General features: G+C 72.5%; 22 protein-coding genes. 14 read left to right on the top strand and 8 right to left on the bottom strand.

The window, feature by feature from the left end; translation table 11 throughout:
- The first annotated feature begins 213 nt into the window (after nt 1-213).
- The 3 genes from AB0O53_RS21860 to AB0O53_RS21870 all read left to right on the top strand — a co-directional run bounded on the left by AB0O53_RS21860 (nt 214) and on the right by AB0O53_RS21870 (nt 2,815).
- Nucleotides 214-891 carry a M15 family metallopeptidase gene (locus tag AB0O53_RS21860; protein WP_350998019.1) on the top strand — a complete coding sequence of 226 codons (678 nt, stop codon included), beginning with the start codon at nt 214-216 and terminating at the stop codon, nt 889-891.
- A 117-nt stretch (nt 892-1,008) separates the two neighbouring features.
- The gene (locus tag AB0O53_RS21865) at nt 1,009-2,346 is read left to right on the top strand and encodes an LCP family protein (protein WP_365197567.1); all 1,338 of its coding nucleotides are present in this window, start codon (nt 1,009-1,011) and stop codon (nt 2,344-2,346) included.
- A 220-nt stretch (nt 2,347-2,566) separates the two neighbouring features.
- Nucleotides 2,567-2,815: a hypothetical protein gene (locus AB0O53_RS21870; protein WP_350998015.1), complete on the top strand. Its 249-nt coding sequence runs from the start codon at nt 2,567-2,569 to the stop codon at nt 2,813-2,815.
- A 21-nt stretch (nt 2,816-2,836) separates the two neighbouring features.
- Here AB0O53_RS21870 and AB0O53_RS21875 read toward each other — a convergent pair whose 3' ends face one another.
- Together AB0O53_RS21875 and AB0O53_RS21880 are read right to left on the bottom strand one after the other, a co-directional pair.
- On the bottom strand, nt 2,837-4,069 hold the full coding sequence (locus tag AB0O53_RS21875) for a cation:proton antiporter (protein ID WP_350998012.1): 1,233 nt from the start codon (nt 4,067-4,069) through the stop codon (nt 2,837-2,839).
- Nucleotides 4,070-4,073: 4 nt separating this feature from the next.
- Entirely contained in the window at nt 4,074-4,559 is a 486-nt protein-coding gene (locus AB0O53_RS21880; protein WP_199838191.1) for a cation:proton antiporter regulatory subunit, read from the bottom strand.
- Between the two features lie 319 nt (nt 4,560-4,878).
- Here AB0O53_RS21880 and AB0O53_RS21885 point away from each other — a divergent pair, with 319 nt between their 5' ends.
- Both AB0O53_RS21885 and AB0O53_RS21890 read left to right on the top strand, forming a co-directional pair.
- On the top strand, nt 4,879-5,838 hold the full coding sequence (locus tag AB0O53_RS21885; RefSeq protein WP_350998008.1) for a HAMP domain-containing sensor histidine kinase: 960 nt from the start codon (nt 4,879-4,881) through the stop codon (nt 5,836-5,838).
- Nucleotides 5,835-6,491, top strand: coding sequence for a response regulator (locus AB0O53_RS21890; RefSeq protein ID WP_136234687.1), 657 nt, complete (start codon nt 5,835-5,837; stop codon nt 6,489-6,491). Before AB0O53_RS21885 ends, AB0O53_RS21890 begins: the two co-directional genes overlap by 4 nt.
- Nucleotides 6,492-6,544: 53 nt before the next feature.
- Here AB0O53_RS21890 and AB0O53_RS21895 read toward each other — a convergent pair whose 3' ends face one another.
- Entirely contained in the window at nt 6,545-7,123 is a 579-nt protein-coding gene (locus tag AB0O53_RS21895; RefSeq protein WP_350998005.1) for a suppressor of fused domain protein, read from the bottom strand.
- Nucleotides 7,124-7,270: 147 nt separating this feature from the next.
- Between AB0O53_RS21895 and AB0O53_RS21900 the strand changes: the two genes are divergently transcribed.
- The 3 genes from AB0O53_RS21900 (at nt 7,271) to AB0O53_RS21910 (ending at nt 10,816) form a co-directional block, all read left to right on the top strand.
- Nucleotides 7,271-8,452 carry a serine hydrolase domain-containing protein gene (locus AB0O53_RS21900; RefSeq protein ID WP_365197573.1) on the top strand — a complete coding sequence of 394 codons (1,182 nt, stop codon included), beginning with the start codon at nt 7,271-7,273 and terminating at the stop codon, nt 8,450-8,452.
- 348 nt (nt 8,453-8,800) lie between these two features.
- Complete coding sequence (locus AB0O53_RS21905) at nt 8,801-9,442, top strand: ScbR family autoregulator-binding transcription factor (RefSeq protein WP_350998001.1); 642 nt, start codon at nt 8,801-8,803, stop codon at nt 9,440-9,442.
- Nucleotides 9,443-9,664: 222 nt separating this feature from the next.
- On the top strand, nt 9,665-10,816 hold the full coding sequence (locus AB0O53_RS21910; protein WP_350997999.1) for a hypothetical protein: 1,152 nt from the start codon (nt 9,665-9,667) through the stop codon (nt 10,814-10,816).
- A gap of 37 nt (nt 10,817-10,853) precedes the next feature.
- On the opposite strand, the gene AB0O53_RS21915 is transcribed toward AB0O53_RS21910, so the two are convergent.
- Nucleotides 10,854-11,570, bottom strand: coding sequence for an HAD family hydrolase (locus AB0O53_RS21915; RefSeq protein ID WP_350997996.1), 717 nt, complete (start codon nt 11,568-11,570; stop codon nt 10,854-10,856).
- A gap of 175 nt (nt 11,571-11,745) precedes the next feature.
- On the opposite strand from AB0O53_RS21915, the gene AB0O53_RS21920 reads away from it, so the two are divergent.
- Nucleotides 11,746-12,177, top strand: a complete 432-nt coding sequence (locus AB0O53_RS21920) for a VOC family protein (RefSeq protein ID WP_350997993.1) — start codon at nt 11,746-11,748, stop codon at nt 12,175-12,177.
- A gap of 11 nt (nt 12,178-12,188) precedes the next feature.
- Here the strand turns inward: AB0O53_RS21920 and AB0O53_RS21925 are convergent, their stop codons facing one another.
- Entirely contained in the window at nt 12,189-13,118 is a 930-nt protein-coding gene (locus AB0O53_RS21925; protein WP_350997990.1) for an alpha/beta fold hydrolase, read from the bottom strand.
- 125 nt (nt 13,119-13,243) lie between these two features.
- Here AB0O53_RS21925 and AB0O53_RS21930 point away from each other — a divergent pair, with 125 nt between their 5' ends.
- Nucleotides 13,244-13,861: a TetR/AcrR family transcriptional regulator gene (locus tag AB0O53_RS21930; protein ID WP_350997987.1), complete on the top strand. Its 618-nt coding sequence runs from the start codon at nt 13,244-13,246 to the stop codon at nt 13,859-13,861.
- 89 nt (nt 13,862-13,950) lie between these two features.
- On the opposite strand, the gene argG is transcribed toward AB0O53_RS21930, so the two are convergent.
- Together argG and AB0O53_RS21940 are read right to left on the bottom strand one after the other, a co-directional pair.
- Nucleotides 13,951-15,402, bottom strand: coding sequence for an argininosuccinate synthase (gene argG, locus AB0O53_RS21935; protein ID WP_350997985.1), 1,452 nt, complete (start codon nt 15,400-15,402; stop codon nt 13,951-13,953).
- A 17-nt stretch (nt 15,403-15,419) separates the two neighbouring features.
- Complete coding sequence (locus AB0O53_RS21940) at nt 15,420-16,688, bottom strand: PP2C family protein-serine/threonine phosphatase (RefSeq protein ID WP_365197580.1); 1,269 nt, start codon at nt 16,686-16,688, stop codon at nt 15,420-15,422.
- Nucleotides 16,689-16,986: 298 nt separating this feature from the next.
- Here AB0O53_RS21940 and AB0O53_RS21945 point away from each other — a divergent pair, with 298 nt between their 5' ends.
- Both AB0O53_RS21945 and AB0O53_RS21950 read left to right on the top strand, forming a co-directional pair.
- On the top strand, nt 16,987-17,646 hold the full coding sequence (locus AB0O53_RS21945) for a collagen-like domain-containing protein (protein ID WP_365197583.1): 660 nt from the start codon (nt 16,987-16,989) through the stop codon (nt 17,644-17,646).
- 123 nt (nt 17,647-17,769) lie between these two features.
- The gene (locus AB0O53_RS21950) at nt 17,770-19,053 is read left to right on the top strand and encodes an Ig-like domain-containing protein (protein WP_365197586.1); all 1,284 of its coding nucleotides are present in this window, start codon (nt 17,770-17,772) and stop codon (nt 19,051-19,053) included.
- 106 nt (nt 19,054-19,159) lie between these two features.
- Here the strand turns inward: AB0O53_RS21950 and AB0O53_RS21955 are convergent, their stop codons facing one another.
- Nucleotides 19,160-19,621: a hypothetical protein gene (locus AB0O53_RS21955; RefSeq protein ID WP_365197589.1), complete on the bottom strand. Its 462-nt coding sequence runs from the start codon at nt 19,619-19,621 to the stop codon at nt 19,160-19,162.
- A 176-nt stretch (nt 19,622-19,797) separates the two neighbouring features.
- Between AB0O53_RS21955 and AB0O53_RS21960 the strand changes: the two genes are divergently transcribed.
- Both AB0O53_RS21960 and AB0O53_RS21965 read left to right on the top strand, forming a co-directional pair.
- A complete protein-coding gene (locus tag AB0O53_RS21960; protein WP_365197592.1) occupies nt 19,798-20,688 on the top strand; it encodes a hypothetical protein in 891 nt (296 codons plus the stop codon).
- A 39-nt stretch (nt 20,689-20,727) separates the two neighbouring features.
- Nucleotides 20,728-21,441 (top strand): hypothetical protein, encoded by a 714-nt coding sequence (locus AB0O53_RS21965; protein ID WP_350997967.1) that lies wholly within the window; start codon nt 20,728-20,730, stop codon nt 21,439-21,441.
- The last annotated feature ends 46 nt before the right edge of the window (nt 21,442-21,487 follow it).

Here is a 21,487-nt window from a genome sequence, read left to right on the forward strand (position 1 = left end):
ACACCGCCACCCTCCGCGACAACCGCGGCAACGTCATCGACACCGAATCCTGGGGCCGCCGCGGACACCAGCACCGCGGCTGACACCGGGCAGGCCCTGTCCACGGTGACGGCGGGGGGGCAGCCCCCGGCCGTCACCGTCGGGGTTCCGACGGGTCCGGCCGGTCGCCTCGCCCGGCATGCCCGCCTGCGGCGCTCGCCGTAGCGTTGTCCCGTGCGCCACACCACCGCGGCAGCGGCCGTGACGACCGCCTTGTGCGCGGCCGCGCTGGCCTGCTCCACGCAGGCGGCCCCGCCGCGGCTGCCCGCCGGGCCGCCCGACCCGCCGGCCCGGTTCAGCGCGCGCGTCACGACCGTGCCGCAGGAGAAGCTGGGCTCCTCCCACCGGGCGGGCTGCCCGGTCCCGCCGGAGCGGCTCCGGCTGATCCGGATGAACCACTGGGGTTTCGACGGCCGCGCCCACGCGGGCGAGATGGTCGTCCACGAGAACGCCGTCGGCCCCGTCCTCCACGTCTTCGAGCGCGCCTTCGAGGCCCGCTTCCCGATCCGCCGGATGCGCGTGATGGCCGAGTACCGCGACGACGCGCAGGCCATGGCCGACGACAACACGTCCGCCTTCAACTGCCGCCCGGTCACCGGCGACCCCCGGCGCCTGTCGCAGCACGCCTGGGGCGACGCGGTCGACATCAACCCCGTGGAGAATCCGTACGTCGACGTCAACGGGGTCGTCCACCCCCCGGACGCCCGCGTCCACCTGCGGCGGTCCCCGTCCCGGCCCGGTCAGATCCACCCGGACGACGCCGTCACCGCGGCCTTCCGCGCGGTGGGCTGGCAGTGGGGCGGCCGCTGGAGCAACCCGGACTACCAGCACTTCTCCGCGAACGGCGAGTAGACCCGCCGGCCCGCCGACCCGCCGGGCGGGTGAATGCGGCGTGTACACGGCGATTCCTCCCCCAGTGAGCCTTAAAGTCGCATTTTACGATCATTCATCCTGTTGGGGAGATCTGCGTTGCGACGACTCACCGTTGCCCTCGCCTGCGTGACCGTCCTGTCCTGCGGCGCCCTCGCGGACCCGCAGACCGTAGCGGCCCAGACCGCGGCCACGGCCGGCGGCGGCCGCGGCACGAACATCCTGGTCGTGGGCATCGACAGCCGCGCAGGGCTCTCCCGGGCCGAGAAGAACCGGCTCCACGTGGGCGGCAAGGGGTGCAACTGCACCGACGTGATGATGCTCGTACACCTGTCGGAGGACCGGCGCCGCGCCAGCGTCGTCTCCATCCCGCGCGACTCCTACGTCGAATACGCCGGCACCGCCGGGCCCGCGCGCAGCGGCAAGATCAACGGTGCGTTCGCCCTCGGCGGCGGCCCGCTCACGGTCGCCACCGTCGAGAAGGCGACCAGCCTGCACGTCGACCACTACCTGGAGACCGGCTTCGCGGGCTTCGAGCGGACCATCGACAACCTGGGCGGCGGGACCGTGTGCACGGACAGGCCGCTCAAGGACGAGAACTCCGGCCTGGACATCGGCGCCGGCCGCCACCACACCGACGGCAACACCACCCTGCGCTACGCCCGGGCCCGGCACGTCAATCTCCGGCCCGGCGACCTGGGCCGCGTCCGCCGCCAGCAGCGGGTGGTCAACGACCTGCTGACCCGCCTCACCTTCGAGGGCGCGCTGGCCAGCCCCGTACGAACGGCGCGGACCGTGCACACCCTGCTGAGGACCGTACGCACCGACTCCCGCACGGGGCCGGGCGACCTGATCCGCATCGGCTGGGCGCTCGGCCGCCTGCGTGCGGACCGGACCGAATTCGCCACGGTCCCGATCCGGCTCTTCGACCACCGCGTGCCGGGGGTCGGGTCCACCCTCGTGTGGGACGAGGCCCGGTCCGCCGCACTGTGGGAAGCCCTCGGAGCGGACCGCCCGATCACCGGCGACACCCGGATCCAGCCGGTCGCCGAGACGCCGGCGCCGACCAGTCCCGCGGCCGTCGCGGTCCGGGTGGACGACGCCTCCGTGGCCGCGGCCCTGCGCCGGGGCGGTTTCGTCGTCACCGACACCTCCCCGTCGGCACCGCCCGTACGCCCGGCCGGCCCGCCGGTCATCCGGTACGCCCCGGGCCAGGAGGAGCACGCGGCGACCCTCGCGGCGGCGCTGCCCGGCTCCCGGCTGGAAGCCGTTCCCGGCCACGACGCGCTCTTCGACGTCGCCGTCGGGACGGAACCCGTACAGGTCAAGACCGTCACCTACGACCGCAACATCGCCGACGGCGCCCCGGTGACCGGCGACCGCCTGCGCTGCGCCGAGGCGCCGGCACCGGCGCGGGTACCGGCGGCCCGGTCGTGAGGCCGGTCGCAAAGATGGGTGCCGGGCCCGATGCGCCGGGCGGGCCACGCAGGTGATGGTGGAGGCGGAGGAACACTCCTGTTGCGGGAGGGGTGCGGCGGCGGAGCGGGTGCGCCCGCGCCGCGGCCTCGCCCCCGGCGGGTCGCGCAGGTAACGGCGTTGCCCGTACGCGATGCCCTCCGAGGCGAAGAGGGCGCGCCCGGGCACGAGAGGAGCGGCGATGCCCCACCGCGAAGACGACATCCGCGCCCCGCGGGACGTGCTCGGGCGCGGCCCGGGCCGGGCCCGGCCGAACCGGCCGGGCCGGCCGGGGGCCGTTCTGCCCCTCGCCCTGACCGCCGCCCTCGCCGCGGCCGTCGCCGGCGCCGTCCTGCCCCACGGCCTGCTCCTCGCTGCCGGTCTGATCGCCGCCGCGGTGGCGGTGATCCGCTCCGGCACGGCCGGCCGGGACCGCGAACGGCTGCCGTGAGGCGGGACGTCGCGCCCTTCCTCAGCGCTCCCGGGAGGCCGGTTCCGGCAGGGCCGCGGAGGTTTCCGGCACCGGGTCGGCGGACCGTTCACCCGTGCGACGGCGCTCGGCGAACCAGGCGGCGAGGGGCTGGGTGTAGCGGGCGGTCAGCGGCCCGATGACGACGAGGATGAGGACGTAGGCGGTGGCGAGCGGCCCGAGTGCCGGTTCGATGCCGGCGGTGACGGCGAGTCCGGCGATGACGATGGAGAACTCGCCGCGGGCCACGAGCGTGCCGCCGGCCCGCCAGCGGCCCTTGACGCCGATACCGGCCCGCTTGGCCGCCCAGTAGCCGGTGGCGATCTTCGTTCCCGCGGTGACGACCGCCAGCGCGAGCGCGGGCAGCAGCACGGGCGGGATGCTCGCCGGGTCGGTGTGCAGGCCGAAGAACACGAAGAACACGGCGGCGAACAGGTCCCGCAGCGGGCTGAGCAGCGTGTGGGTGCCCTCGGCCACCTCGCCGGACAGGGCGATGCCGACCAGGAACGCGCCGACGGCCGCGGAGACCTGGAGCTGCTGGGCGATGCCCGCCACCAGCAGCGTCAGGCCGAGGACCACGAGCAGCAGCTTCTCCGGGTCGTCGCTGGAGACGAAGCGGGAGATGAGCCGGCCGTAGCGGACGGCGACGAACAGGACCGCGCCCGCGACGCCGAGGGCGATGGCGAGGGTGAGGCTGCCCGCCGCGAGGCTCACTCCGGCCAGCAGGGCGGTGATGATCGGGAGGTAGACGGCCATGGCCAGGTCTTCGAGGACCAGGATGCTGAGGATGACCGGGGTCTCGCGGTTTCCGAGCCGTCCGAGGTCTCCCATGACCTTGGCGATGACGCCGGAGGAGGAGATCCAGGTGACGCCGGCGAGGACGACGGCGGCGACCGGCCCCCACCCCAGCAGCAGGGCCGCGGCGGCGCCGGGCAGGGCGTTGAGGGTGAAGTCGACGATCCCCGCGGGGTACTGGGTCTTGAGGTTGGAGACGAGGTCGCTGGCGGTGTACTCCAGACCCAGCATCAGCAGCAGGAGGATGACGCCGATCTCGGCGCCGATGGCCACGAACTCCTCGCTCGCGCCGAGCGGCAGGAGGCCGCCGGTGCCGAAGGCCAGCCCGGCGAGCAGGTACAGGGGTATGGGCGAGAACTTCAGGCGGCCCGCGACCCGGCCCAGCAGGCCCAGTCCGAGGATGATCGCTCCGAATTCGATGAGGAAGACGGCAGAGTGCACGCGATCACTCCCTGCCGAGTATCGCCGCGGCGGCGTCCACGCCCTCGCGGGTGCCGATCAGGATGAGGGTGTCGCCGCCGGCCAGGCGGAAGTCGGGGGCCGGGGAGGGACGGGCCTCGGCCCGCCGCAGCACCGCCACGACCGAGACGCCGGTCTCGGTGCGCATCCGGGTCTCGCCCAGGACGCGGCCGTTCCAGTGCGAGTGCGCGGAGAGTTCGACGCGCTCGGCGACCAGGCCCAGGTCGGTGGTGTGCAGGAGGTTCGGGCTGTGGTGCGCCGGCATCAGCGCGTCGATCAGCGAGGCCGTCTCCGGCCCCGTCAGGTGCAGCGACTCGGCGCAGGCGTCCGGATCGTCCGCCCGGTACAGGCTGACCGTGCGGGTGCCGTCCCGGTGCGCGATGACCGACAGGTTGCGGTGTTCGCGGGTGGTGAGGTCGTACTGGACGCCGATGCCGGGCAGCGGCGTCGTACGCATCCGTGGAGCAGGCACAGCCCATCCCCCTCGTGTTGTGAGCCTTGTGACGGTGGTGCGGCACGCGGCGGATCCAGGCAGGCGGAACCGGCGCGGCGGGGTTCATGCTGCCATGTTTGCCATGTCCGGAATATGGGTGTCGGCACGGATGGACAGGGCCCGGAGCCGCTGGCGAGGATGGGGCGGGGAAGTGGGTTCCGCCGCAGGTCGGAGCGTGCCGGGACGGCCGGGGTCGGGGACCATGGACGTGCGGGACGTGTGGGCGTGATGCACGTGATCGACCTGATGCACGTGCTGCACAGGGACGGGGGGCACCGGGCCGGAAAGGAGCGTGGCGATGTCGTTGTACTGGCGGATCTTCCTGCTGAACGCCGCCGTGTTCGTCGTCGCGGTGCTGCTGCTGTTCGGTCCGGTCACCGTGTCGACGCCGGTGCTGTTCGGCGAGGCGATCGTGCTGGTCGCCGGGCTGGTCGCGATGCTCGTCCTGAACGCCGTGCTGCTGCGGATCGGGCTGGCCCCGCTGGGGCGGCTGAGCCGGGCGATGGCGACCGTCGACCTCCTCAAGCCGGGTGTCCGGCCGCAGGTCACGGGCCAGGGTGAGATCGCCGAGCTGACCGGGACCTTCAACACGATGCTGGACCGGCTCGAAGCGGAGCGGGCCACGAGCAGCGGACGGGTCCTGTCCGCGCTGGAGGACGAGCGCCAGCGCATCGCGCAGGAACTGCACGACGAGGTCGGGCAGACCCTGACGGCGGTCCTCCTGCAGATCAAGCACGCCGCCGACCGGATCCCCGAGCCGGTGCGCGCCGATCTCCACCAGGCGCAGGAGACCACCCGGGCGAGCCTCGACGAGATCCGGCGCATCGCGCGGCGGCTGCGCCCGGGGGTGCTGGAGGAACTGGGCCTGCACAGCGCGCTGCGTTCGCTGGCCGCGGAGTTCACCACGTCCCGGCTGAGCGCCGGTGCCCACATCACACCGGGGCTGCCGGCCCTGGACGCGGCCACGGAACTCGTGCTGTACCGGGTCGCGCAGGAGGGGCTGACCAACGCCGCACGCCACTCGGGGGCGACCCGCGTGGAGGTGCACCTGCGTCCCGTGCCGGGCGGCGGTACGTCGCTGCTGGTGCGCGACAACGGCCGGGGGCTCGGCGGCGCCCCGGAGGGGGCCGGGATCCGCGGGATGCGCGAACGGGTCCTGCTGATCGACGCCGAACTGCTCGTCGGGCCCGGGCCGGGCGGCGGCACCGATGTGTGCCTGAACGTCACTGCAGACCAACACGGGGGAACCAGCTCATGACCGCACCGGCCCGCATCCTGCTCGCCGACGACCACGCCCTCGTCCGCAGCGGTGTACGGCTCATCCTCGACGCCGAAGCGGACCTGACCGTCGTCGCCGAGGCCGACGACGGCGCGGACGCCGTCCTCCTCGCCCGTGAGGACCCCGGCCTGGACCTGGCCATCCTCGACATCGCGATGCCCCGCCAGACGGGCCTGCAGGCTGCCCGCGAGCTCTCCCGGCTGCGGCCGGGGCTGCGGATCCTGATGCTGACCATGTACGACAACGAGCAGTACTTCTTCGAGGCCCTCAGAGCCGGGGCCAGCGGCTACGTCCCGAAGTCGGTCGCCGACCGCGACCTCGTCGAGGCCTGCCGTGCGGCCCTGCGCGACGAGCCGTTCATCTATCCGGGCGCCGAGACCACGCTGATCCGCACCTACCTCGACCGGGCCCGCACCGGCGAGGACCTGCCGGCGCGGCCCATCACGGAGCGCGAGGAGGAGATCCTCAAGCTCGTCGCCGAGGGCCACACCTCGAAGGAGATCGGCGACCTCCTCGTGATCAGCGCCAAGACGGTCGAACGCCACCGCGCGAACCTCCTGCAGAAGCTCGGCCTGCGCGACCGCCTGGAGCTCACCCGCTACGCCATCCGCGTCGGCCTCATCGAACCCTGACTCCTCGAAACCCTGGCTCCTCGAAACCCTGACCGGCCGGCCGGGTCCACGCCTCATACGGCGCAGTCCCGGTACGGGTCCGTGGGAACGATCCCCGCCTCGTCGAGGAGCCGCTCCAGCGCCTCGTGCCCGTGGCGCCGCCGGAACGCGATCTCGGCGCTCGTCACGGGCAGGGCCCACAGCACCCGGGCATGCCCTCCGGGGAGCGGGCAGTGTTCGAGCTCGGGCCCGTACGCGTACGGCAGGCTGACGAGCAGGTGGTCGCAGGCCGAACCGGCTACCCACGGCTCGCCGATGGGCAGGCTGTGCTCCAGATCCAGGCGGTGGCCCCCGCAGTGGTAGTGGGCGACCATCCCCATGAGTTCGACGAACCGCCGGTCGCGGACGCCCGCGGTCATGACGAACTCCAGCCCCTGACCGTCCTCCTGTGCCGCGGACCAGCAGCCGGCGGTCACGTACGCCCAGCCGCCGCTGCGCGGGCCGGGTCCCACGACGAGGACCCTGAGGTCCGGCACGAGGTCGCGGTGCTCCGGTCCGAGTACCCCGTCGACGGCCTCGACCGAATGGCCCTCGAAGTAGGCCCGTACATGGGATTCCACGGCCTCGGCGGCCGACTGTGTCGCTGCGCTCACCTCATGGTCCTTCCAGACCTCGGGGAATTCCCCGAGAGGGGGTCGGGGTGGGTTCGGGGGCGGGTCGGGGGGAACCCTGTGGAGGCGGGTGGGGCGGGTGGGCAGACTCGGAGGAGTTGATCACCGACGTCCGAGTGGAGTGTTCCCTTGCGCCGATCCGCCGCCCTGTTACTGACCGCCGCCGTGACCGTCGGAGGCGTCGCCTCCGCGCACGCCGCTGTTGGCGGAGGGCTGGACCGTGCCGCCCTGCGCGATGCGATCGCCGTACGACCGGAGGACCGTACCTCCGGTGTAGTCGCCGAGGTGCACAAGGACGGGCAGGCGTGGCGCGGCACCTCCGGCGACATCGTCACCGGCAGACGGATCAGCCCCGACGCCCACTTCCGGATCGGCAGCATCACCAAGCCCATGGAGGCGGTGATCCTCCTCCAACTGTCCGCCGAGGGACGCGTCGACCTCGACCGGAGCGTCCAGCACTACCTGCCCGGGCTGCTGCCGCAGGACCGGTTCGCCGAGCCGGTCACCGTACGGCAGTTGCTCAACCACAGCAGCGGCCTGCCCCACGACTTCGAGGGGGCGCCCGGGGTCTCCCCGGACGAGGAGATCGAGCGCCGCCACGACTACCTCACCTTCGACGAGGTGATCCGGCAGACGCTCCGCCCCGAGGGCAGGCCCGCTCCCGGTCCGCACTTCAGCCCCGGCACCCGGCAGGAGTACAACTCTTTCGGATACCGCGTCGCCGGCATGCTCATCGAGGAGATCACCGGGAACTCCTACCAGGACGAGGTGACCTCCCGCGTCCTGAAGCCGCTGGGGATGCGGGAGACGAAGCCCGTCATGCCCGGCCGCAGCAGGCCCGTTCCTGGGCCCCGCCTGCCCGGCTACCTCCAGAACGGCGACGGCTCTCTCGTGGACGTCAACGTGCAGGGCGGGCTGCCTTCCAGCATGACGTCCACCACGGGCGACCTGGACCGCTTCGTCTCGGGCCTGTTCGACGGCCGGCTGCTGCGCCCGGCACAGGCCGAGGAGCTGTTCACCGTTCCGAAGGGCCCCGACGGCAAGCCCCTGCCGTACGCCGACGACTCCAACTGCAACACCGGCCCGGGCAGGGGCACCGCCTGCTACAGCGTCGGCCTCATGTCCGTGCCCCTGCCCGACGGCTCGGTCCTGTGGGGCAAGACGGGCTCCGATCCGGGCTACCGCAGCGGTGTGTTCGCCTCCCGCGACCTCACCCGCCGCGCCGTCTACGCGACGGGAACATCGGCTGCTCCCTCCGCCGGTGCCCCGGCGGTCTCCCTGCGCCTGGCCCTCGCCGCCTTCGGCAGCTGACGGCTTCGGAGCCGCCGGCAGAATGCCCGTACGTCCGCCACCAGCAGGTCGGGCGCCTCCCTCGTGGCGAAGTGCCGTCGGGCCGCTGGTCCGCATCACCCGCACTCCTGCACTCCCGCGCGACTCTCGGCCATTCAACTGGCTTGATTTCGCTGAGCGTTAACACCTCCCGACGCAACCGCCCGTCACGCAACTGCAGTACAAAGAGCACCACAACAGCACGAACGCCTCCGCCTTCTCATAAAAAAGTACCTGCCGACTGGTTTTCTTTCAGGTCACCCGATTACATTGACGGCACACCACAGCGGACACCCCACCGACAGCGACCCGACCCGGGAGGACCACCACGTGGCGAGGGCCAGACAGGAACGGGCCGAGATCACCCGTCAGGCCATCCTCGACGGCGCGGCCGTCGCGTTCGACGACTGCGGGTTCGAGGGCACCAGCCTCAGCGACGTCGTCAAGCACGCCGGAGTCACCAAGGGAGCCCTCTACTTCCACTTCCCGTCCAAGCAGGCACTCGCCCGCACGCTGATGGACGAACAGTTCCAGGTATCCGAGCACCTTGCAGCGACCGAGAACCCGGGACTGCAGACCGTCATCGACCTGACCCACCACATGGCCCACGGACTGCGCACCAACGTCCGCATCCGCGCCGGCATCCGCCTGGTCATCGAGTTCGGCTCCTTCACCCACCCCGACCCGACCCCCTACGACGCCTGGATCGACACCTGCCGCAGCTGCCTGACGCCGGCGCAGCAAGGCGGTGACATCCACCCCGCGCTGGACGTGGGGTCCCTGTCGACGCTCCTCGTCGGAGCGTTCACGGGCATCCAGGTCACCTCGCACGTCCGCACCCGCCGCCAGGACCTCCACAGCCGTGTCGCGGACCTGTGGAACTTCCTGCTCCCCACCATCGTCCCGGCGAACCGGATGGCCCGCTTCCATCCCACGGGCACACCGCAGTCGTTCGGCTCACCCACCGACTGACCGCACCGCACCGCACCGCACCGCACCAGGGCGGCCTCGCACACGCCGTGGCGAACCACGGGGGTGCTCGCCACGGCGTGGGCGAGACCGCCCTGCCCCCACGCACCCGTACCCGCGCCTCCCTACGCAGGCGTCCGAATCGCGTCTTTTCATCCCTGTCCGGCACGGGCGAGGATGTCTCCCCTGCGAGTCGACTCTCAGACATGCGATCCGGGGGGATTCATGAGAACGACGAAGACGCACGCCTGCCTCGCGACGGTGGGAAGCCTCCTCGCCGCGCTGGTCGTGGCCGCTCCCGCACAGGCCGCTCCGGCCGGTGCCGCCGCCTGCAAGCCGTCCATCCAGGTCCTGGAGACCCTGCCCCACACGGACGATCCTCATCCGAGCCCGTGGGTGCGCCGCACCCAGGTCAACGCCATCGCGCCCGGGTCCTCCCGGCTGGCCGTCGGCATGTCCGGCCGGCGGGCCGTCTACTGGATCGGCACCCGGCTGCATCAGGTGCCGGTACCCGAGGGGTCCGGCACCGGTGTGGTCACCGACGTGAACCGCTCCGGCCTGATGGTCGGGTCGGTGTCGACGCCCGACGGCAACAAGGCGTTCAGCTACCGGCACGGGGAGCCGGCCATCACCGTGCTGCCCGGCGGAAGCACGGCGACCGGCGTCAACGACCGGGGCGTCATCGTCGGCAGCGTCTGGGACCGGGAGCAGAACCGCACCATCGGCCTGGAGTGGGTCGGGCAGCGGCTGCGCCGCGAACTGCCCCCGCCCGCCGGATACCTCATCATCGGCCTGTCGGGGATCAACAACGCCGGGCAGGTCTCCGGCAGTGGTGGAGCACTGGAACCCCGTCCCGGCACGTCGGCATGGGTCACCCCGGGGCTGTACTGGCCCGCCGATCCACGCGTCGCACCCACCGTGCTGGCACCCGTGGACGACACCGGCGACAGGTACGCCACCCATGGGATCGACGACTCCGGCCGGATGGCCGGATACCAGTGGCCGCAGCCGAGCGACCGGCGCGAGGTGCCCGTCGTGTGGAACCGGCCGGACGGCCCGCCCGTGTACGCACCCCTGGCGCACGGCAGCGTGGGGGGAACCTTCGAGGCGATCAGCCCGAACACGAACGTCTCCGTCGGGCTCGCCGAATTCTCGTACGCGTCGCCGAAGCCGGAGGACAGCCCGGCGGCACGGGCGGAGTACTGGACCGGCAGCGGTCCGATGCGGGTCCTTCCCGGGCTCGCCCCGGCCCGCTTCACCGCCGCCTTCGCCGTGACGGACGACGACCGGGTCGGCGGTGCCGCGCAGGACGCGCAGGGCCTGGTCCGGCCGGTGATCTGGACGTGCGCGGCCCGACAGGCCTTCGTCCCCGCGTAGCCTCTGGGCCCCGGGGATCGCACCGGCCGCGGCGTGGTCACTCCGCCGTGGCCGGTGCGCCCTCGCCCTCGCCCTGCCGATCGGTACCGGTGCAGGTTTCGGTGCCGGTGGCGGTGGCGAACGCGAGGATGTCCTCGGCCGCTTCGCGCAGGCTCCCGAAGTGGCGGTGCACGCCGTCCACCGCCACGGGGGTGTTGACCCCCCAGACCGTCATCCCCGCGCGCAGCCCGGAACGCACCCCGGAGGGTGCGTCCTCGACGACCAGGCAGTCCTGCGGCTCGGCCCCCAGCCGGGCGGCGGCCAGCAGGTACGGCACCGGCGAGGGCTTGCCCTCCGCGACGGAGGCGGCGTCGACGACGACCTCCGGGACGGGCAGACCGGTCCGGGCGAACCGCCCGCGCACCCGGTGCTCGTAGTTCGACGTGACGAGCGCCCACGACCCGGACGGCAGCGCCTCCAGCAGCGCGGCCGCACCGTCGAACGCCGCGTACGTGCCCGAGCGCACGTCCTCGTCCTCCAGCTCGTGCAGCACGGCGAGACACTGCTCGGGATCGTGCTCCGGCGCGACCTCGGCGAAGGTCTCCACCGGCCGGGTGCGCAGTGCCACCCGGTGGACCTCTTCGGGATCCAGCCCGTGGCGCCGCGCCCATTCACCCCACATGCGGCGCTGGTTGTCCACGGCATCGACCAACGTGCCGTCGACGTCGAACAGGACGTACTTCTTCGCTCCGGGACGGGAGGGTTCGGCGATCACGTCCCGATCATGCCATCACGCGCTCGAACACCGGTTCACGGGACAACCCCGTCAGGCTCTCCGGGCGTTTCGACGTGCGCCACCCGGCCGCCATCGGCAACCGTGGACCCACTGCGGGCGCACCGCACCACAGGCTCACCGCACCGCACCCACCGACGTCCCCGAGGAGACCCCCGTGAACTGGACCATCGAAGTCGTTCCCGTCCCCGTCACCGACATGGACCGCGCGAAGGCGTTCTACGCCGAGAAGATCGGCTTCGACGTCGACCTCGACGACGAGGTCGCCCCCGGAGTGCGCGTCATCCAGCTGACCCCGCCCGGCTCCCGCTGCTCCATCGCCCTGCTCCAGGGGATGCCCACGCCGCCCGGGATGAAGGTCATGGCCCCGGGCACCCTGCACGGGCTGCAGATGTGCGTCACCGACATCGACGCCGCCCGCGCGACCCTGGCGGACCGCGGGGTGGAGGTCTCCCCCGTCCGCCACGTCGGCGAGGCGGGCTGGGAGGACGGCAAGGGCAGCACCTGGAACTCCTTCCTCTCCTTCAGCGACCCGGACGGCAACGGCTGGGTCGTCCAGGAGGCCCCCTCGGACCTCAGCCAGCGCTGACCGCCCGGGGCCTACGCGTTGCGGGAGTCGACGTCCTCCATGAAGGCCAGCATCCGGGCGTTGACCAGGTCGGGGTGGTCGATCTGCGGTCCGTGGCCGGTGGCGGCGACGATCTCGGCGCGGGCGCCCGGGATGACGCGCGGCACGCGCTCCAGCTGCCGCTTCGGGTGCACGAGCAGGCTGCGCTTGCCCATGATCAGGTAGAACGGCGTCCGGATGGAGCCCAGTTCGGCGTCCGACAGCGGCAGCGGAGCGGGGCGGCGGATCCGGAAGGCGCGCACGCCGGCCTGGATCATCGCGCGGAGTTCGGGAACGATGATCACCGGCTGCTCCAGCCACTTGGCGAGGCGGGGGCGCCACGCCTTGGGGGCGTAGGTGGCGAAGAGGCTGGCGAAGATCCAGACGAAGAAGCGCAGGCCGACCTTCTCCAGGCCGCCCGGGTCGAGGGCGGTGACCGAGGCGAGCCGTCCGGGCCGGAGGTGGGCCTGGTTGATGACCAGCCAGCCGCCGTACGAGGAGCCGACCAGGTGCACCTTGTCCAGGCCGAGCGCGTCGAGGGCCTCGTCCATCCACCGGGCCGCCCGCTCGGGCTGCCACATGGGCTCGCGCTGGACGCTGCGGCCGGGGTCCCCGGGTGTGTCGAGGGCGTAGACGGGACGGTCTGCGGCCAGGGCGCGGGTGTTGGGGTACCACTGGGCGGAGCAGCCGCCCGAACCGTGGATCAGGACCACGGGCGTACGGGACTCGGCCGCCGGGTCCGTGGGGCCGTAGCGGTAGACGTGCGTGGTGCCGAAGCTCGTCTCCACGTCCGTCTCGGAGCGGGCGGGCGCGCCCAACGCGTAGAGGACGTCGCAGGCGGCGAAGTACTTGTCCCGCAGGGTGTCGTTCACGTAGCGGCCGATGTCGCGGCTCACGCGGGGTCGGGTCGCGTTCTGGGTCACGGGGCACCTCCGGGAAGATCCGTTCTTCGTAATACGAACGTACCATAAAAATGGTACGGCGGTATCATCAAAAAGAGCCGGGGCGACCGCCCCCGACCCACCACCGACGGGCGGAGACAGGACACATGCCGAAGCGCGTGGACCACGAGGAGCGGCGGACGCAGATCGCCGAGGCGCTCGTCCGGGTCGCCGGACGGCGCGGGCTGCACGCCGTCGGCATGCGGGACGTGGCGGCGGAGGCCGGCGTGTCACTCCGGCTCGTGCAGTACTACTTCCAGACCAAGGAGAAGCTGCTCTTCTACGGTCTGCAGCACCTCACCGACCGCTTCACGGCCCGCGTGGGGGCCCGCCTGAGCGCCGTCGGCCCGGATCCCGGCCCGCGGGCGACGATCGAGGCGATCCTCCTGGCCTCCCTGCCCACCGACGAGGAGAGCCGCACCTTCCACCTGCTCTACAGCTCCTACTCGATCCTGTCCGTGACGGACGACGCCCTCGCCGCCCAGCCGTTCATCGACAATCCCGATGCCGCCGAGAACGCGCTGACCGGGTTGATCCGGAAGGCCCAGGAGTCCGGGCTGGCCGATCCGGACGCCGACGCGCGGACGGAGGCCATCAGCCTGCTCGCGATGACGGCGACCATGGGCACCAGCATCCTCGTGGGCCAGCGGCAGCCCGAGTCGGCCGTCGCGGTGCTCGACCACCACCTGGACCGGATCTTCAGCACTGCGCGCGCACGGCCCTGAACGCCGCACTGGCCCCCTTGCCGATCGGCAAGGGGGCCAGTGCGGCGCGGGGCAGCCGCCGCCGGTCAGTCGGTCAGTCGGTCAGTCGGTCAGTCGGTGCCGAACTCCATCGCGGCGCGGTCGAGCATCTGCTCGTCGTCGCCCTCGGACCGGCCGCGGGAGGCGATGGCCTCGGCGCCGCCCTCCGGCATCGCACCGATCAGGCCCGTCGAGGCGGCCTGGGCGGCCCCGATGAGCGTCTCGTGCGTGTTGCCGACGATGCCGAGCGCGGCGTACTGCTCCAGCTTGGCGCGCGAGTCGGCGATGTCGAGGTTGCGCATGGTGAGCTGGCCGATCCGGTCCACCGGGCCGAAGGCCGAGTCCTCGGTGCGCTCCATGGAGAGCTTGTCCGGGTGGTAGCTGAACGCCGGGCCGGTGGTGTCCATGACCGAGTAGTCCTCGCCGCGCCGCAGCCGCAGCGTGACCTCGCCGGTGACGGCGGCGCCGACCCAGCGCTGGAGGGACTCGCGGATCATCAGCGCCTGCGGGTCCAGCCAGCGGCCCTCGTACATGAGGCGGCCCAGACGCCGGCCCTCGTTGTGGTACTGCGCGAGGGTGTCCTCGTTGTGGATCGCGTTGACGAGGCGCTCGTACGCCGCGTGCAGCAGCGCCATGCCGGGGGCCTCGTAGATGCCGCGGCTCTTGGCCTCGATGATCCGGTTCTCGATCTGGTCGGACATGCCCAGGCCGTGCCGGCCGCCGATGGCGTTGGCCTCCATCACCAGATCCACGGCGGAGGCGAACTCCTTGCCGTTGATCGTCACCGGGCGGCCCTGGTCGAAGCCGATGGTGACGTCCTCGGCGGCGATCTCCACCGAGGGGTCCCAGAAGCGCACGCCCATGATCGGCTCGACGGTCTCGACACCGGTGTCGAGGTGTTCCAGGGTCTTGGCCTCGTGGGTGGCGCCCCAGATGTTGGCGTCGGTGGAGTAGGCCTTCTCGGTGCTGTCGCGGTAGGGGAGGCCGTGGGCGAGCAGCCACTCCGACATCTCCTTGCGGCCGCCGAGCTCGGTGACGAAGTCCGCGTCGAGCCAGGGCTTGTAGATGCGCAGGTGCGGGTTGGCCAGCAGGCCGTAGCGGTAGAACCGCTCGATGTCGTTGCCCTTGAAGGTCGAGCCGTCGCCCCAGATCTGGACGTCGTCCTCGAGCATCGCGCGGACCAGCAGGGTGCCGGTGACCGCGCGGCCGAGCGGCGTGGTGTTGAAGTACGCCCGGCCGCCGGAGCGGATGTGGAAGGCGCCGCAGGTGAGCGCGGCCAGGCCCTCCTCGACCAGCGCGGCACGGCAGTCGACCAGGCGGGCGATCTCGGCGCCGTACGCCGAGGCGCGCGCGGGCACCGACGCGATGTCGGGCTCGTCGTACTGGCCGATGTCGGCGGTGTAGGTGCACGGGACGGCACCCTTGTCGCGCATCCACGCGACCGCGACGGAGGTGTCGAGTCCGCCGGAGAAGGCGATGCCGACGCGCTCGCCGGTGGGAAGGGAGGTGAGGACCTTAGACATAGGAAGAGTATGCAGCCTCACGCATGTTCATGCAATCCGGTGGGCGTGTCGGCTTGTCCTTCCAGGCGCAGGACGACCAGGACCGTGTCGTCGGTGACGCCGACGGGCGGCACGAGCTCGGCCAGGAGGGCGTCGGCGATCGCCGCGGGATCGGCGGCCCGATGGCGGGCCAGGGCGTCGGCGAGCCGGCCCAGGCCCGTGTCGATGTCCTCGTGCCGGCGCTCGACGAGCCCGTCGGTGTACAGGACCAGGACCGAGCCCTCGGTGTAGTCCGTACGGGCCTGGGGGCGCGGCGCGTGTTCGGGGCGGGCGCCGAGCGGCGGATCGGTGGCCCGGTCGAGGAAGACGACGGTGCCGTCGGGGTCGCAGAGCGCGGGCGGGAGGTGGCCGGCACTGCTGTACGTGAGGGTGCGGCTGCTGCGGTCGATGAAGACCGAGACGGCGGTGGTGGACTCGGCGCCCGCAACGGAGCGGGCATAGAGGCCGAGGACCTCCAGGGCCTGCGCGGGGCCCTCGGCGACGAGCGAGGCGGCGGACAGGGCACTGCGCAGCTGTCCCATGACCCCGGCCGCGCCCAGTCCGTGGCCGACGACGTCACCGACTGCGACGGCGGTCCGGCCGGGGGCCTCGACGAGGTCGTACCAGTCCCCGCACACGTTCAGGGCGGCGGCGGCCGGACGGTAGCGCACGGCCGCCCGGTGGCGGGCGAGCTGGCTCGGCTCGGGGAGCATCGACTCCTGGAGGTGCAGGGCCACCTCACGTTCCCGGGCATGGGCCTGGCGCAGCCGCTCGTTGAGTTCCTGGAGCTCCCGCGCGCGGCTGTAGAGCTCGGACTCCAGCACCTGGGTGGCGTCCTCGCCGCTGCGGGCCCCTCTGGCCATGATCAGCTCGGTGACCTCCTCCACCCGGTGCAGCAGCAGGGCCACGCTGCCGTCGGGCGCGAGGACGGGGACGTTGACCGGGCTCCAGTACCGCTCCTGCCACACCCCGGGGTGTTCGGGGTCTTCCACGTCGTAGCGCTGCAGGGCCATCGCATCGCGCTCACCGGTGGCCACGACCCGCTCCAGCGAGGCGCGCATGTTGCGCGTGCCGCTCGCGGCCGGGTCGTTGGGGTTGTCGGGGAAGGCTTCGAAGATGTAGCGGCCGATGATCTGCTCGCGCGTGCGGCCGGCCACGGACAGGTACGCCGCGTTGACGTCCAGGTAGACGAGACCAGGGGTCAGCAGCGCGGCTGCGCCGGGCAGTGCGTGGAACACCGCCCGGTAGTCGATCCCGGATCCGTTCACGATCCACCTGTCCGTGTGCTTCCGCCCCGGTCGTGAGGTTCCTCCCACGATAGGCGCGGTCGGGCACGGCGGCCCCGGCACGAGGGCCAGCCTTGGGCCGTTCGGGCCGGGGCCCGGGCCCCGGCGGGGCCGCACCGGTGCGGGCCGGGCCCTGCCGGGCGGGGACAGCGGCCGTTCGAATGATTTGTCGTACAGGTCGCGCGCTGCGAAAAGGCACTGATCGGCCGGTCCGTCAGGATGCGGAACGTCCTCACTCCCGTGGGGCACGTCATCGGACTGAATGAGGTGACCGGTCGACATGAAATGGACTGCGCGGAGCACACTCCGAGCCCGTCTGACCAAGGCCTGGGGGCTCTTCGGTGCTGCTCTGATCGGTTCCCTGGTCGCGGGGAACACACTGGCCGCCGCGTCGGAGACGTCTGCCGGGCCCGGCTCCGCGGCAACGGACCGGACCTCGTGGACCCAGGACGCCAAGCCCTGCCACAAGAAGCCCTGCCCCGACAGACCGGGACATCCGGGGGCCACGGGACCGGCCGGTCCGGAGGGCCCGGAAGGCCCGGTCGGCGCTACGGGACCCACGGGACCGACGGGTGCGGACGGCGCCACGGGCGCGACGGGCGCGACCGGCACCCCCGGACAGGACGGCGCGACGGGCGCGACCGGAACCCCTGGGCAGGACGGCGCCACCGGCGCGACGGGCGCCACGGGCACCCCCGGACAGGACGGCGCCACCGGCGCGACCGGCACCCCCGGACAGGACGGCGCGACCGGCGCCACCGGCACCCCGGGCCAGGACGGTGCCCCCGGTGCGACCGGTGCGACGGGCCCGGACGGTGCGATGGGGCCGACCGGTGCCACCGGAGCCACGGGCTCCGACGGCGCCCCCGGAGCGACGGGCCCGCGCGGCCCGATCGACACGTTCATCGTGCAGGGCCCCACCGTCACCACGCCCGGGTGAGGGCCGCCGCCGGCGGCACGGGCGCACCCTCCCCGGTGCGCCCCGTTCTCCGGCACCACAAGCAGATCAGTTCCGCAGTTCCAGTCAGCGCCGCACGGGGCTGACTCACTCAAGGAGTAGGTCATGGGAACCCTCGGCGGTATCAGGTCCCGCACCGGGCACGGAGCAGGGCGGATCGGAAGAATGCTGCTGACCGGGGCGGGTGCTGCCGCTCTCGCGCTCGTTCCGGCCACCGCGCACGCGGACCCGATCAGCTCATCGGGTCCGCTCAGTGAGATCAACATCAGCAGACAGCTCAACTGCTCCGTACGGCATGCGCTGGACACGGAGTCGGAGTGGTACGGGGGAACCGCCTGCGGCACGTTCGTCGCGCTCAACGGCACCCTCTTCGGACCGGCCTCGGTGCCGGCCGGCGGCTCCGCCGGCCCCCGGACCGCGTACAGCGAGGTCAGCCAGACGGGCCCCACCGGCACCGGCACCCCGGCCGATCCGTTCAAGGTGGTGACGGTCGTGAACGCGGGCGCCGGCGTGACGCTGACACAGACCGACACCTACGTCGTCGGACAGGAGCGCTACGACACCGAGGTGACCGTCCAGAACGCCTCCGGAACCGCGCAGGCGGGCAACATCTACACCGGCGGGGACTGCTACCTGCAGAACTCGGACGAGGGGTACGGCCGGGTCGTCGGCCAGTCGGTGCTGTGCAGTTCGACCGCCGAGCCGGGTGGGCGTGTGGAGGGGCTGCTCCCCCGTTCCGCGGGCAGCAGCTACTTCGAGGGCGTCTACAACGACGTGTGGGCGAGGATCGGGTCCCAGCAGCCCCTGCCGAACACGTGTGACTGCAGCACGTTCATCGACAACGGCATCGCGCTGAGCTGGCCGGTCAGCGTCGCCGACGGCGCCAGTACCACCTACCGGTGGACCACGGTGTTCTCGCCCAGCGGCACGATTCCCCTCGTCATCACCGACCCCGCCACCGGATCCACCCTCACCGACAACACACCCACCTTCTCGGGCACCGCGGCGCCCGGCAGCACGGTGACCCTGACCGACGGCGGAACCGTGATCTGCACGGCCGTGGCCGACGACAACGGCGCGTGGGAGTGCACGCCGGTCGCACCGCTGAAGAACGGCGAGCACGTGGTGACCCCCACGGCGACCGACGGGCAGGGCAACACCACCACGGGCGACCCCGTCACCATCACCATCGACCACACCGCCACGGCCGTGGCGGCCTGTCCCCCGGACAGCGTCCTCACCGGCGGCGGGCTCGAGCTGACCGGTCCCGCTCCCGACGACCTCAGCAGCAAGCCCGTCGGCGACACCTGGGTGGTGAGCCTGAAGAACAACTCCGGAAAGCCCGTGTCCGCGACCCCGTTCGCGGTCTGCGCGCTGACGTCACCGTGAGGGGGGCGCGGCCGTGCCGCGCCCTGCGAGCGACAGACCGGGCCGTCCCCCGAGTACGGGGGACGGCCCTCACGGGCTGCGGTGCCCGGCCCGGCCGGCTGGTCCGTCAGTGCGTGACCGGAGCGGCCGCCGGCACCGCACGGAGCAGTGCGACCAGGTCGACGAGTTTCGAGGGGATCGAGACGGCCAGGGCGAGCACCTCGTCGGTGACCGTCGGCACGGCCGCGAGCAGCTCGCCGATGCTCTCCTGCGCCCGGGCGATCTCGTCGACCTTGGCGGTGATCTCCGCGGTGATCCCGGTGCAGGACGCCTCGGCCTCGACGACCTGTTGGCCCAGCAGGACGTTGGACGCGCTGGTTGCCGCGGCATCGCGGGCCCGGGCATCGGCGCGTACGGCCTTGGCCAGGTCCTGCATGTCCCGGGTGTCGGCCATGCACTCCGCGGGGCCTGCCGCGAAGGACGCCGGCCCCTGGGACGGAGCCGCCGCTGCCGAAGCGGCCGAGGTACCGCCGGCGAGCAGGGCGGCGGCGGAGAGGCACAGGGCGATCGAGGTTCGGGCAGAACTCACGTGTTCCTCCGGTGGGGGTGGGGTCCAGAACAACCGGAGCTATAACCACACCGGGCTCCTCCTCAATCGTCCGTGGTTTCGATTGCCTTGAAGGGAGTAACTCGGCGCGGGCATCGGCACGGGCACCGGAATCCGCTTCGGTGGACGTCAGTTGGCACGGCCTACCATCTGGGGTCATGGCGAGAAGCGGGGAGAGCGGCGGGGCGGACGGCCCGGCGAACGACGCGTCGGGCGGCGGGTGGCGCGTCTCCGTCGTGAAGTACCGGCGCAAGGCCGGGCCGCCCGGGTACGACGAAGGGCGCACGGCCGGACAGCCCCTGGCCCGGCGGAACGGGCTGCGCGTACGGGGCGGGCCCGGGGAGGTCCGCTGCGTCGACGCCGACGGCCGCGCGCTGTGGACCGCCGCCTGCTCCGGCGTCCCGAACGCCGCCCACATCGGAGCGGGCCGGGTCCTGGTCACCACGGACTCCTTCGACTACACCCCCTGGGGGCACCTCGGCCCGGCCCTGCTGCTGGACCTGGCGGACGGCACGCCGATCGCCGAACTGCGCGGTGCGAGCGGCGCGGTGCTGCGGGGCGGCCGGTTCTTCCTCGGCCTGGAGGGCTATGACGTCTTCGACACCTGGGAGCACGACCGGGACGGCGTCCTCGTGGACTCCTGGCGCAGCTACGGCCACTACGTCACCGGCAGCGGCATCCGCGTCGTCGAGACCGACCGCAGCCGGCCCACCCGCAGCAGGGTGGTGCGGCTGCTGCCCGGGGGCACGGTCGAACGCGGCCCGGCACTCACCGACCCGCTGTGTCCCGAGCCCCTGGTGCTCGCGGACGGCACGATCCTGGTCCTCGACGCCGGGGTGCTCCGCGCCGTCGACCGCCGGCTGGGGGACGCCGTCCTCGCCGAGCTGCTTGCCGTGGACCCGGACCGGAGCTGGTGCTACCGCGGCAGGTTGCACCGTACCGGCGACCGGCTCACCGTGACCGTCGCGGAGGAGCCCGAGGAGCGGCCCGGCAAGCAGGTCGTGCACACCTGGACCCTCGCCCTCCGGCCCGGGCCGGCCGTCGTGTGATCATGTGCGTCGGCACAACCAGCACCTCATGGGGGGACCATGCGCACCCGCACCACCACCGCCACGACCGGCCTCGTCACCGCCCTCGCGCTGGTGTTCGCCCTCGCGGGCTGCAGCACCGCCCCGGACAAGGGCCGGACCGCGACGGCGGGTCCCACCGCGTCCGCCCCGGCCGCGCCGGGCGGCGGCTCCGGATTCGAGGGGCCGCGGCCGCAGGACCAGAACCTGCTGGCCTGGACCGGCGACCCGAACGACGCGGGCCACGTCACCGCCCAGTCGTCGGCGGGGGTCGGCGGCCGCATCACGCTGGTGCGGATCGTCCTGCGCGAGCAGATCACCTGGTCGAACATCTGGCTGGGGCTGGCCGGGCTGGACACGAACGCCCAGCTGGCCAACTGCTACCTGGGCGTGTACGACGCCAAGGGCACGCTGGTCGGGTCCACCGCCGACATCTCGCCCCAGCTGATGACCGACGCCATCGCCAAGCCGCTGCCGCTCGCCAAGCCCTTCACGGCCGCCCCCGGCACGTACTTCATCGCCCTGCTGCTCAACGGCAACTGGGCCACCAACGCCCTCACCCTGAAGTCCACGGGCGCCGGCATCTCCGTCAACGCCGGGCTGACGCCGCCGAACCTGCGGTACAGCAGCATCCTGACCGGTCAGACCTCTCTGCCCGCCACCGTGAACCTCGGTGAGCAGTCCACGGCCACCATCAACACCGGCTGGGCCAGCCAGTGGTACGCCGTCTCCTGAGCCCCCGCGCCCCCGCGAGAAGGCTCCCTCGGGCGACATATGCCGG

It is taken from the genome of Streptomyces erythrochromogenes, from assembly GCF_040684695.1.
Taxonomy (GTDB): Bacteria; Actinomycetota; Actinomycetes; order Streptomycetales; family Streptomycetaceae; genus Streptomyces; species Streptomyces erythrochromogenes_C.

Excerpts from the sequence above, each read along its gene's own strand:
- AB0O53_RS21870 (WP_350998015.1), top strand. The coding sequence starts at position 2,567 with ATGCCCCACCGCGAAGACGACATCCGCGCCCCGCGGGACGTGCTCGGG.
- AB0O53_RS21885 (WP_350998008.1), top strand. The coding sequence starts at position 4,879 with ATGTCGTTGTACTGGCGGATCTTCCTGCTGAACGCCGCCGTGTTCGTC.
- AB0O53_RS21890 (WP_136234687.1), top strand. The coding sequence starts at position 5,835 with ATGACCGCACCGGCCCGCATCCTGCTCGCCGACGACCACGCCCTCGTC.
- AB0O53_RS21910 (WP_350997999.1), top strand. The coding sequence starts at position 9,665 with ATGAGAACGACGAAGACGCACGCCTGCCTCGCGACGGTGGGAAGCCTC.
- AB0O53_RS21930 (WP_350997987.1), top strand. The coding sequence starts at position 13,244 with ATGCCGAAGCGCGTGGACCACGAGGAGCGGCGGACGCAGATCGCCGAG.
- argG (WP_350997985.1), bottom strand. The coding sequence starts at position 15,402 with ATGTCTAAGGTCCTCACCTCCCTTCCCACCGGCGAGCGCGTCGGCATC.
- AB0O53_RS21945 (WP_365197583.1), top strand. The coding sequence starts at position 16,987 with ATGAAATGGACTGCGCGGAGCACACTCCGAGCCCGTCTGACCAAGGCC.
- AB0O53_RS21950 (WP_365197586.1), top strand. The coding sequence starts at position 17,770 with ATGGGAACCCTCGGCGGTATCAGGTCCCGCACCGGGCACGGAGCAGGG.
- AB0O53_RS21960 (WP_365197592.1), top strand. The coding sequence starts at position 19,798 with ATGGCGAGAAGCGGGGAGAGCGGCGGGGCGGACGGCCCGGCGAACGAC.
- AB0O53_RS21965 (WP_350997967.1), top strand. The coding sequence starts at position 20,728 with ATGCGCACCCGCACCACCACCGCCACGACCGGCCTCGTCACCGCCCTC.